Here is an 11,352-nt window from a genome sequence, read left to right as displayed (position 1 = left end):
GGGCGAGGTTTGGATGTGCCGGATGGGCTGAGTTATCTGACACCCGAAGTCTGGCAGGCCGTACAGGTGTTTGGTGCCGATATGGACCGCGTTGCGGCCAAGCCCAACACGCTGCAGACCCATGTGGCGGCAGGGTATTACCTAGACGGGTGGGACTATTGGTTCCGCTGAACTGCGGCCCATACCGGACTTTGTGATCGCATTTTTCAGATGGTCACTTGAAGTCTTAGAAAAATTAGTATACCGCCGCATACAATTCGATACCGGCAGTGGTCAGCCCGCTGAAAACCCGGTAGGCACCCACACGAAACGCTAACAGCCGGAACAGCCATGAGCCTTTATACAGATTACCTCAGCGAGATCGAAACCCGCAAAGGACAAGGGCTGCACCCCAAGCCCATCGACGACGGCGCATTGGTGAAAGAGATCGTCGCCCACATCAAGGATGTGGCAAGCGAACACCGGGACGGGGCGCTGAACTTTTTCATCTATAACACGCTGCCTGGTACAACCAGCGCTGCCGGTGAAAAGGCCAAATTCCTGAAAGAGATTATTCTGGGCGAAGCTGAGGTCGAAGAGATCTCGGTTCCTTTCGCGTTTGAGCTGCTGTCGCACATGAAAGGTGGTCCTTCGGTTGAGGTTCTGCTGGACCTGGCACTGGGTACGGATGCCTCGATTGCGGATCAGGCCGCCGAGGTGCTGAAATCGCAGGTCTTCTTGTACGACGCCGATACCGACCGTCTCAAGGCGGCCTATGAAGCTGGAAATATTATCGCGAAGGACGTTCTGGAGAGCTATGCCAAAGCAGAGTTCTTTACCAAGTTGCCAGAGATCGACGAAGAAATCGAAGTCGTAACCTATGTCGCGGCCGAGGGTGACATCTCGACCGACTTGTTGTCGCCGGGCAATCAGGCGCATTCGCGGGCTGACCGGGAGTTGCACGGCAAGTGCTTTATCTCGGATAAGGCGCAGCAGGAGGTCGAAGCACTGAAGCTGCAGCACCCCGACAAGCGTGTCATGCTGATCGCGGAAAAAGGCACCATGGGTGTGGGCTCGTCCCGGATGTCGGGCGTGAACAACGTGGCGCTGTGGACCGGTAAGCAGGCCAGCCCCTACGTGCCATTCGTCAATTTCGCGCCGATCGTTGCGGGTACCAACGGCATTTCACCGATTTTTCTGACCACCGTGGGCGTGACCGGCGGTATCGGTCTGGACCTGAAAAACTGGGTCAAGAAGGTGGATGAAGACGGCAACGCGATCCTGAACAATGACGGCAACCCGATCCTTGAAGAGAAGTATTCGGTCGCAACCGGCACGGTTCTGAAGATCAACACCAAAACGCAAAAGCTTCTGAGTGAAGATGGCGAAGAACTGGTTGACGTGCCTTCGTCCTTCACTCCGCAAAAAGTAGAGTTCATGAAGGCCGGCGGATCCTACGCCATCGTCTTCGGCAAGAAACTGCAGGCACTTGCGGCCGAGACGCTGGGTGTTGAGGCACCTTTGGTGTTTGCACCGTCGAAAGAAGTCAGCCACGAAGGTCAGGGCCTGACCGCGGTCGAGAAAATCTTTAACAAGAATGCCGTGGGCTCAACCCCAGGCAAGACCCTGCACGCCGGTTCGGACGTACGTGTGAAGGTCAACATCGTCGGTTCGCAGGACACCACCGGCCTGATGACCATGCAAGAACTTGAGGCGATGGCCGCCACCGTCGTGGCACCCAGCGTTGATGGAGCCTATCAGTCGGGTTGCCATACCGCGTCGGTCTGGGATGCCAAAGCTCAGGCAAATACGCCTCGTCTGATGAAGTTCATGAACGACTTCGGCCTTGTCACTGGTCGTGACCCGAAAGGGGTCTATCACTCTATGACGGACGTAATCCACAAGGTGCTGAACGATATCACCGTGGATGACTGGTCGGTGATCATTGGCGGCGACAGCCATACCCGGATGTCCAAAGGCGTGGCCTTTGGTGCCGACTCGGGTACTGTGGCACTGGCGCTGGCCACCGGCGAAGCCTCGATGCCGGTTCCGGAATCGGTCAAGGTGACCTTCAAGGGTAAGATGGCTGAGCATATGGATTTCCGCGACGTGGTGCATGCCACCCAGGCGCAGATGCTGGAACAGCATGGCGACAACGTGTTCCAGGGCCGCGTGATCGAAGTGCATATCGGTACGCTGTTGGCAGACCAGGCGTTCACCTTCACCGACTGGACGGCCGAGATGAAGGCCAAGGCTTCGGTCTGTATCTCGAATGACGAGACCCTGATCGGTTCGCTGGAACTGGCCAAGTCGCGCATCCAGATCATGATCGACAAGGGTATGGAGCATGAAAACGGGATGCTGCAAAAGCTGATCGACATCGCTGATGCACGCATTGCCGAGATCAAGTCGGGTGAAAAGCCTGCTCTGACACCCGATGACAACGCGAAATACTTTGCTGAGGTTGTTGTCGATCTGGATCAGATCGTCGAGCCGATGATCGCCGACCCGGACGTCAACAATGCCGACGTGTCAAAGCGTTACACGCACGATACGATCCGTCCGATCTCGTATTACAATGCCGAAAAACATGTTGATCTGGGCTTTGTCGGATCGTGCATGGTGCATAAGGGTGACATCAAGATTGTCGCCCAGATGTTGAAAAACCTGGAAAAGGAAACTGGTAAGGTCGAATTCAAGGCTCCGCTGGTGGTTGCGGCACCGACTTACAACATCATCGACGAGTTGAAGGAAGAAGGCGACTGGGAAGTGCTCGAGAAATACTCGGGCTTCGAATTCGACGACCTGTTCCCGAAACAGAAGGCGCGCACCGAGTACGAAAATATTCTCTATCTTGAGCGCCCCGGCTGTAACCTGTGCATGGGCAACCAAGAAAAAGCCGCTAAGGGTGATACCGTTCTTGCCACGTCGACCCGCCTGTTCCAGGGCCGCGTCGTGGCAGATGCACCGGACAAAAAAGGCGAAAGCTTGCTGGCATCGACCCCGGTTGTTGTCCTCTCAGCGATTTTGGGCCGGACGCCGAAGATCGAAGAGTACAAATCCGCCGTGGAAGGCATCGACCTGACAAAGTTCGCACCGCCCGTCGCGCCGGAAGGGACCAAGTCGGCCCATTTCTAAGTTCTGCACGGCCGGTTCACCTGTCGCAGGTTGGGCCGGCCCGCTTCTTTACCAGATATGACGTCCGGGATGCTCGGCTAGCTTAGGGCGGCCGTGCGCTCAGGAACAATGTCGTGCAATCCGGGCCAAGCAATAGAAGTGTTGCACAGAATCAGGAAGTGCCTGACCAGTCCGCCCCGCAAGCGCCGGTCAAGAATCCATCGCTTAGGCGCAGGGCGGGGTCCTCCGTCGTGATCGCTTTTGCAACACCGCCTTGGGGCAAGGTCTGATCCAGACGCTGGCGGTACAGTATACAAAGTTTCGCAAACCCCTTGGATTGTGGCGACAGACGCAAGGCTGACACTCCGACCCAGCGCAATTGGTCAATTTGATGGTCGGTGCAGGCATAGCTGTCGGATAAGGTCTGTACCCCGTTCATTGCCATGAAGGGCCTGCCGTCGCCGGTCAGAACCTCGAGCCCGTCGGGGTCGTCTTCGCAAGCGAATTGGCAGTTGTCCTTGGTGCGCCCATGTAGGCGAGCGTGATAGCAGCGGCCAGAGATGGCAAGCGGTAACCGGCCGTGACCCCAGACCTCGATCGCGATATCCAGGTCATTGGCAACCCGCGTCAATGCCTCAACCGATTCCAGGGGCAATTCCGGCGGCAGGCAGACTCGATTTGCGCCGCGGGCTGCCAGCCAGTTCAGCGTGCCTTCATTGTAGACATTAACCAGCGGTCCTACCGTGAACGCGCAGCCCTTGGGCAGATGGGCCAGGGCGGTCAAATCATTGACCTCGACCGTCACACCCATTTCGGCCAGTTCGGCGGTCAGTTTGCGTTCGCGTTTCAGCGTGATCAGCGCAAGACTGGTGAGGGAAACCTGTTTCCCGGCCTCGATCAACGCGGAAATCGCATCGGGGATGCGGTCCTGGTAGAAGGGTAGGCGTTTGGAACAGACCAGCTCGCCGATCACCACACGATCGACCGGAGACTGGGTCAGGTCCTGATAAAACCCGGTCCAGAAATCGGCGGGCCAGAAGAACTGGCTGGGCCCGACTGTCAGTTCCATCGCGTTATCTCCATGTTTTCTTGTAGGCGCCGGTTGTCATGGCCTGCCCCTCGGACAGGCGGGCCAGCATGCCCTCGGGCATCGGGCGCCCGGCCTCAAGCGCATCCACCGCCGCGCGGAAATTGCGCACCACTTGCGCGACATAGGATTTCGACCGTTGCCGCCCTTCGATCTTCAGCGCCGTAACGCCCGCTTTTTGCAATTGCGGGATCAACTGCTCGGCATTCAGGCTGACCGGATCTTCGAACAGATGTCCGGTTTGGGATCCTGCGGTGAAACACCCCTTGCACAGGGTGGGGTAGGGGGCCGGTTCCCCCTTATCGACCCGGTGGATTAGATAACCGCCCAAACGCGCATCCAGAACGCCCTGATCTTCTGAGTAATCCACATGGCTGGCGGGTGAGCAGACACCGTTCATGTTTGGTGACAACCCGGTGGCATAGGAAGAGAGCGAACAGCGCCCTTCGGCCATCACGCACAGGCCGCCGAAGACGAACACCTCAGTCTCAACCTCGGTTTCGGCATTGATGGCGGCAATCTCGGGCACGGACAGAACGCGTGGCAGGACCACACGTTTGACGCCAAACGTGTCTGCATAGAAATTGATTACATCGGCATTGGCAGCGGCGGCCTGCACAGACAGGTGCCGTCGCAATCCAGGGTGGGTGCGGGCGGTGTGGTCCAGCAGTCCAAGATCGGCCAGGATCACCGCGTCTGCGCCGCAAGTTTCGGCATCTGCTACGGCGCTGTGCCAGATCGCCTCATCCCCTGCGCGCGGGAAAGTATTGATGGCAACCAGCACTTTTGAGCCGTGTTGATGGGCGAAACTTACAGCATCGCGCATTTCGCTGCGATTGAAATTGAGGCCCGGAAAGTTTCGGGCGTTGGTTTCATCGTTGAAACCGCAATAGACCGTATGTGCCCCCGCCTTAACAGCGGCCCGCAAGGCGGCAGGCGTTCCTGCCGGGCAGACGATTTCCATCACCATACTACTGCGTCCTCGGGTCGGGTCAGGCAAAGGCCGGTTTGACGCTCGGCCAGGGCAATCAGCTGCTGTACTGGACGCGCGAATGGCCCGGAAAGTCTGGCCGCTTCCTGCGCCAGGTCCAGTTCGGCATCGTCAACGGCATTGCGCAGGGCGAGGGCGGCGCCGGTATCGCCCTCAACCACCAGATCGCGCGAGAAAAACAGCGCATCGCCATCAAAGGCCCCGTGTACCAGACCAAGCAAGGCCGCAAGCGGACCCGAGATCCGGGCCACTCCTTTCCCCCGACCGCGAGTCAGGGTCACCTTTGGTCGACCATCGTTGGGATTGAGACACAGAACAATCGGCAGGTCGACCGGGTCGAGTACAAAATCGGTCTGCCTGTATTCGCCCAGGCGCTGAAACAGGCCGGGTGAGGTGCGGGCGATCTTGCGCGCAAAAACCGTCAGCGACAGGGACAGGGGTGCAAGCGGTACCAGCCGCAGCGCCGCCGCCAGTGGGGCGGGGCAGTGCGGTATTGTTATGTGAGGATCGGACAAACTGACCTCCGGCGGTTTAGCAGGTCCTGCTGTCGTAGGCGGGTGCAGGTGCCCGTTAATTGACTGTTGTCAATTCTGCGAGACAAAATTGTTGTTAGGGGAAGGGCAGATTACCGGAGCTGTCCCATTCGCACCTTACCGAAATTTCCCACCCTTCGTGATTTTCTTGGTTGGAGCGAAAGCACCGGCCAATTCCAGGCGGTGTCCGAACCCATCTCTTTGCGCCACCAGATGACGGCCGTGCATCGCGCTGTTTTGGAAGCACAAGGGCCGGTTCTGCGGTTTGATCACCCGGTAACGGCGCAGGGCGACCGATTGGATTTTCCCGTCGTAGTCAATCTGTTCGGCACAGCCCGGCGTGTCGCCGCCGGGCTGGGCGTTACGCCAGATGGCCTGGATGAATTGGGGTCCTTTCTGGCGGCGCTGCGCAGCCCCGCGCCGCCGGATGGGTTGCGCGATGCCCTGTCACGCTGGCCGATGCTGAAGGCGGCGTTGGCAGCGCGCCCAAAAACCGTTCGGTCGGCGGCGGTTCAGGATGTTGTCCACACCGGGACAGATGTCGACCTGTCTGCATTGCCGGTACAGACCCATTGGCCGGGCGATGCCGGGCCACTGATCACATGGCCCGTGGTGGTGACCCGCCCGTATGACAGCGATGCCGGGGATGTCAGCCGATACAATGCTGGCATCTACCGTGTGCAGGTTCTGGACCGGAGCCGATTGATCATGCGCTGGCTGCCTCATCGCGGCGGGGCGGGGCATCATCGCAGCTGGGTTCAGCGTGGTGAAAAAATGCCTGTGGCCATCGTTTTGGGTGCTGATCCGGCAACGCTGTTGTCAGCGGCGTTGCCGCTGCCAGAAACCGTGTCAGAGTTGAGTTTTGCAGGTGCTTTGAACGGCACACGACCCCGGATGATACCTGCCAAATCTGTGCCACTGTTGGTGCCGGCCGACGCCGAGATTGTGTTGGAAGGCTGGGTTTCCCCAACCGAAACCGCCCCCGAAGGACCGTTTGGCGACCACACTGGATACTACAACCCGGCCGAGCCGTTTCCTGTGATGCATGTCACCGCCGTGACCCATCGTGAAGCACCAGTCTACCTGTCCACCTATACCGGTCGCCCCCCGGATGAACCTGCCATCATCGGCGAAGTGTTCACCCGACTGTCTTTGCCGACCATCCGCGCGCAGATACCCGAAGTGCGTGACCTCTGGCTGCCACCTGCCGCTTGTTCGTATCGCATGGCGATTGTCAGTATCGACAAACGCTATCCCGGACAGGCGCGGCGGGTGATGATGGCGCTTTGGGGGATGTTGCCGCAATTCAGCTATACCAAGATGATCGTGGCCGTGGATGACGATATCGATCCGTCTAGCTGGGACGACATCGCCTGGGCGCTGGCCACCCGCATGGACCCTGTGCGCGATGTGATGTTGCTGGAAAATACTGCCATGGATTACCTCGACTTTGCCTCGCCCCAACCCGGATTGGCGGGCAAGATGGGCATCGATGCCACAACCAAGATCGGCTCGGAAACCTCCCGCGAATGGGGTGAGGTCATGCGAACTTCGGATGCCGATGCGGCCTTTGCTGCTGATCTGTTGGGCCGGATCATGCCGGGGCTGAGCCAATGAGCGCTGCCCGTGTCATATTGGGGGTGTCCGGTGCATCGGGCGCAGCGCTAAGCCTTGCTGTGGCGGGCAATTTGTCGGGGTTGGGGGTTGAGATTGATCTGGTCGTCAGCCCTGCGGCCAATCTTACGTTGGCGCAGGAATGCGGCGCGGATGCGTTGGACGATCTGTGCAATCTGGCGACACGGCACCATGCCACCGGCGATGTGGGGGCAAGTATCGCTTCCGGCTCGGTCCCGGTTGCGGGCATGATTGTAGCGCCTTGTTCGATGCGCACGCTTGCAGCGATTTCGTTGGGTCTGGACGACAACCTGCTGACCCGAGCAGCCAGCGTGCAGCTTAAGGAACGCCGCCCTTTGATCCTGCTCACCCGCGAAGCGCCGTTGACGTTAGCGCATCTGCGCAACATGACCTCTGCAACGGAAATGGGGGCCGTGATCATGCCGCCTGTGCCCGCCTTTTACCTCAAGCCGCAAAAACTGAATGACGTGATCGATCAGATTGCTGCGAGGGCTGTTGATTCCCTGCGTTTGAGTGCGCCCACCGCCGCGCGCTGGAATGCGGGTGCCTGAACAGGGCGCGATTTGGACGTTACGGAATCCATAATTCTGCCACTATGGTGCAATCTATTGGCGAGTATTGGATTTTTGGGATTCTCTTATTGTGAACGCTCTTTTTCCTGACATTTCGGCAGCACCAGTCAAAACACCCATTTTTAACGTTGAAACCGAATTGAATGGCGCCGTTCGGTCCGAGCTGCGCCAATTGGAGGCGCGCAAGCAGTTTGCGCTGAACCTGCTTTTTGCCCTGGCCTTGAGTGTCTGGGCCGCCAGTTTCCTTGCTGAATCCGTGGGCACTTTCTTTATTTCATGGCATTCGAATTTGGGCCTTTCGGCGGCTGGTGAACAACCTTGGACCGCGTTGTTCGTCGGGCTGCTATGCTTGTTCTTTGCGCGGTCGAGCGCGTTGAAAGCAGGCAGTTTCTGGGCGATCTGGACGGGCCGCGCGCCTGTTATTCTTACTCCAACTGAGCGTGTGCCCGAGGCGGTGACTTATTCGATTGAGCAAGATCACGTTACCGCACAAGAGAAGGATTTCACTGAATCTTGGCATTTTGCGCATATCTCTAGACTTGAACGCAATGGGCGGTTCGTGATGTGGCGCAGCCCCGATATGCGGTTGCTTTTTATCCCCTTGCCGACCGAGCAAGATGCCCAACACCTGCTGCGCAAACTCAAACAGGAAAGCCGATCGGGCACAGGCAGTTTTGCGCTGCAAGACGCACCGGATGCGGCGTTGGTGCAGAATATCTCGGCCCGGGACGCGTTTGAGGCGCTTGAAGGAGTCGCAAGGAAAACAGGAACCAAATGCCCCAATAGGTTGGATTCTGTTTTCAACTATTTGACCGTCCTGATCCTCACCGGGTTTGCTGCGCTTGGCCTGTGGTCCCTTGTTTCGGGTAATACCGTGCAGGCAGGTTTTCCGCTGTTCAATCAGCTGTGCATCGTGCTGTTGGTCACCGCACTGATGGCGCATGCGTCGTTTTTTCGAAAGCATCTGCCCCGTCTGCGGCATCTGCACTTTGCTCGGTACGGGCTTGTGCGCGGCATCGCCTGGGGACCGACCGCCGTGACCTGCGACACGTCAGGGTTAGAGATCTGGCGGGAAGGCAGGGTTTTGCGCATCGGCTGGAACATGGTGCGCGCGGTACACTGCGAAAATTTTCTGACTGTTGTTGAGCTGACCGACGATCAGGTTTTTGTCATCCCTGAAATCCCGTCGGCGACAAACCTATTTGCTGCCCACCGTACATCGCGAGGATTGGGCCCATGGGATGGCGCCAGACACGCCACGGTACCGAAACAGGGAAAAAAGAAACGGTGGTGGTCGTTCCTGATCAGCGGCTTGGTCTGGTTGATTGTTTTCGTGACGATCTTGGGATTCATCGGCTGGCTTCAATCCAAACCCGCCGCAGCCGAGATGCTGCGAAATCCAACCCTGCCTGCATGGTACGAAGAGGTTTCGCCACAGGATCGAGGGGCCGCTTTGGCAGCAGACAGATCCGTGAGCCAACCCCTGTTTGATGAGAAAATGCGGGTCGAAGAGGCCGGGTATGAAATCGTCAGACAGGGATTTTTTGTTGTTCACGACCGGTCCAGTCTTGAGGATTTCGGTGAGGTTCGCCTGACGGTGGATCCGATTTTCGAACGCGCCACATTGCATCGGCTGCGGATACATCGGAAGGGAAAGACATTTGACCAACTCGACTTGCCGTTTCGAGAATTGAGTCTGGAGCGTGAACTCAAATCCGGCGTGATGCAGGGCGATATTGAATACTTCGGCCAGATCGCCGATCTGCGCGTGGGGGATGGCCTTGAGATCATCTGGTCGAAAAAAGCGACAACACCGGTTTTTCCTGATCAGTTCCACTATTGGGCAGACAAGCCCAGAGTCAGCAGTTGGACGGAGAGGCGGATAAGCATCGACCTGCCAGCGTCGACCCGTTTTGGTCTAAATCATACCGAAGACTTCTCGATCAACCGCTACGAAGCCAATGGGCGCACGGTCTTGTCGTGGGCCTTTGGCGAGATTGAGGAGGAAGACGGAAACCTGCATGCGGCAGAGGCCTGGGATGTCTCGAATGACGGGATGCAGCTGTCCACGTTTCTCGATTGGGGACAGATCGCACAGCGCTTTGCGACAGATTACCGACCTCGTCCTGATCTTTTGCCCGATGATCTGATCGCGATACTTGAAGAGATCGCGGCGCAATCGGACGACCCCGAATGGCGCGCGACCCAGGCCCTGCGGCTGGTTCAGGACCGTGTGCGGTATTTCAGTGTTTCCATCGGGGAAGGCGGTTGGATACCCCGTACGCCGAATACGGTCTGGTCCACAGCTTACGGGGATTGCAAGGATAAGGCGCTGTTGCTGATTTCGATGCTGGCGCATCTGGGTATTCAAGCCGATGCGGTCATCGTGGATCATGAAGTCGGACCTGCCTTGCCACGCATGTTGCCGTCGCCCTTTGTTTTTGATCATGCGATTGTTCGCATTCGCGATGTACAGGGCGATTGGTTTGTTGACCCCACCGACTTGTTGCAGGGCGGAGTCGGCCGGGCCATTTCGCTGACCGATTTCACCTGGGGGCTGCCGCTGTCACCGGACAGCACCGAACTGGTCGAGATTGTGCGGCATCTTCCAGCTGAGCCCACGTCCGAAGTTCTACAAGAGTACACTTTGTTGGATGAAGGTCCGGTGGCTGCCATTCTGGATGTGACCGAAACCTGGCGCGGTGTGAACGCAGATTACAGGCGGTGGCTTTTTGATCGTCAGGATGAGGAAAAGCGGCACAAGAATTACGAAGATTGGTATGCGGATCGCTTTCCCGGTGCCACGCATCCCGATGCGATGGTTGTTGAGGATGATCTTGACGCCAACGTCATTCGGCTGGTGCAGCGATATTCCCTGCCGCGCGACGGGTTCGAAGAAGATGGCCTTTGGACGGACCTGAGCCATTTTGGCTATGTGGTTTCGGATCAGCTTTACGAGCTTGATGATGACGCGGCGTTGGCAGGGCAATCGCAGGTTAATAATCCGATCCACGCTGTACACACAGTGGTCATGCGCAATGTGCCGGCATCCTTGAACCAACCGGTTGGTCACAGCTTTGAAAACCGCTTTGTCGATTTTGAAACCAAGGGCGAGTGGAACGAAGCTGAGGCGTCCTTGCGCTATGAGTGGGTCCTGAAAACCAAGAAAACCACACTAAAACCCGGAGATGAAGACGCCTGGCGCGAGGCGGCTGATTACGTTGAAGATCATGACATTTACAACGTCAACCTGCATCAAAACCTGTTCGGCCGAGTATTGGATAAGCCGGCCTATCTGGGGATGAACGCAATCCAGCTGATGGTTCTTCCCCTGCTTGTGTTGGTGGCCATGATGATGTTTTTGATGTTCCGCAGCGGTGTCAGAGCTGAAGTGGCAGCCAGCCGCGCAATGATGGTCGCGGACCGGCGCTAACGCCC

At 57.8% G+C, this 11,352-nt stretch carries 7 protein-coding genes; 4 read left to right on the top strand and 3 right to left on the bottom strand.

Translation table 11 applies throughout. The features are described from left to right. The first annotated feature begins 330 nt into the window (after positions 1-330). A complete protein-coding gene (locus tag GOX21_RS20365; RefSeq protein WP_170379644.1) occupies positions 331-3,117 on the top strand; it encodes a bifunctional aconitate hydratase 2/2-methylisocitrate dehydratase in 2,787 nt (928 codons plus the stop codon). A gap of 151 nt (positions 3,118-3,268) precedes the next feature. On the opposite strand, the gene ubiV is transcribed toward GOX21_RS20365, so the two are convergent. Genes ubiV through ubiT form a run of 3 tightly spaced genes read right to left on the bottom strand, consistent with a single transcriptional unit; the run spans position 3,269 to position 5,689 of the window. After that, positions 3,269-4,165, bottom strand: coding sequence for a ubiquinone anaerobic biosynthesis protein UbiV (gene ubiV / locus GOX21_RS20360; RefSeq protein WP_170379646.1), 897 nt, complete (start codon positions 4,163-4,165; stop codon positions 3,269-3,271). Between the two features lie 4 nt (positions 4,166-4,169). Continuing rightward, positions 4,170-5,147, bottom strand: a complete 978-nt coding sequence (gene ubiU, locus GOX21_RS20355) for a ubiquinone anaerobic biosynthesis protein UbiU (protein ID WP_170379732.1) — start codon at positions 5,145-5,147, stop codon at positions 4,170-4,172. Next, positions 5,147-5,689, bottom strand: a complete 543-nt coding sequence (ubiT, locus tag GOX21_RS20350) for a ubiquinone anaerobic biosynthesis accessory factor UbiT (RefSeq protein ID WP_170379648.1) — start codon at positions 5,687-5,689, stop codon at positions 5,147-5,149. Before ubiT ends, ubiU begins: the two co-directional genes overlap by 1 nt. Positions 5,690-5,815: 126 nt before the next feature. Here ubiT and GOX21_RS20345 point away from each other — a divergent pair, with 126 nt between their 5' ends. The 3 genes from GOX21_RS20345 (at position 5,816) to GOX21_RS21810 (ending at position 11,347) form a co-directional block, all read left to right on the top strand. Further along, positions 5,816-7,324: a UbiD family decarboxylase gene (locus GOX21_RS20345; protein ID WP_170379734.1), complete on the top strand. Its 1,509-nt coding sequence runs from the start codon at positions 5,816-5,818 to the stop codon at positions 7,322-7,324. Next, complete coding sequence (locus tag GOX21_RS20340) at positions 7,321-7,893, top strand: UbiX family flavin prenyltransferase (protein WP_170379650.1); 573 nt, start codon at positions 7,321-7,323, stop codon at positions 7,891-7,893. The genes GOX21_RS20345 and GOX21_RS20340 overlap by 4 nt, the downstream gene beginning before the upstream one ends. Positions 7,894-7,984: 91 nt before the next feature. Further along, positions 7,985-11,347, top strand: a complete 3,363-nt coding sequence (locus GOX21_RS21810) for a DUF3857 domain-containing transglutaminase family protein (RefSeq protein WP_170379652.1) — start codon at positions 7,985-7,987, stop codon at positions 11,345-11,347. Positions 11,348-11,352 lie beyond the last annotated feature (5 nt).

The organism is Ruegeria atlantica (assembly GCF_013032005.1).
Classification (GTDB): Bacteria; Pseudomonadota; Alphaproteobacteria; order Rhodobacterales; family Rhodobacteraceae; genus Ruegeria; species Ruegeria atlantica_A.
Note: the sequence above shows the minus strand (reverse complement) of the source record. Positions and strands in the feature narration are given on the sequence as shown.

Excerpts from the sequence above, each read along its gene's own strand:
- GOX21_RS20365 (WP_170379644.1), top strand. The coding sequence starts at position 331 with ATGAGCCTTTATACAGATTACCTCAGCGAGATCGAAACCCGCAAAGGA.
- ubiV (WP_170379646.1), bottom strand. The coding sequence starts at position 4,165 with ATGGAACTGACAGTCGGGCCCAGCCAGTTCTTCTGGCCCGCCGATTTC.
- ubiU (WP_170379732.1), bottom strand. The coding sequence starts at position 5,147 with ATGGAAATCGTCTGCCCGGCAGGAACGCCTGCCGCCTTGCGGGCCGCT.
- GOX21_RS20340 (WP_170379650.1), top strand. The coding sequence starts at position 7,321 with ATGAGCGCTGCCCGTGTCATATTGGGGGTGTCCGGTGCATCGGGCGCA.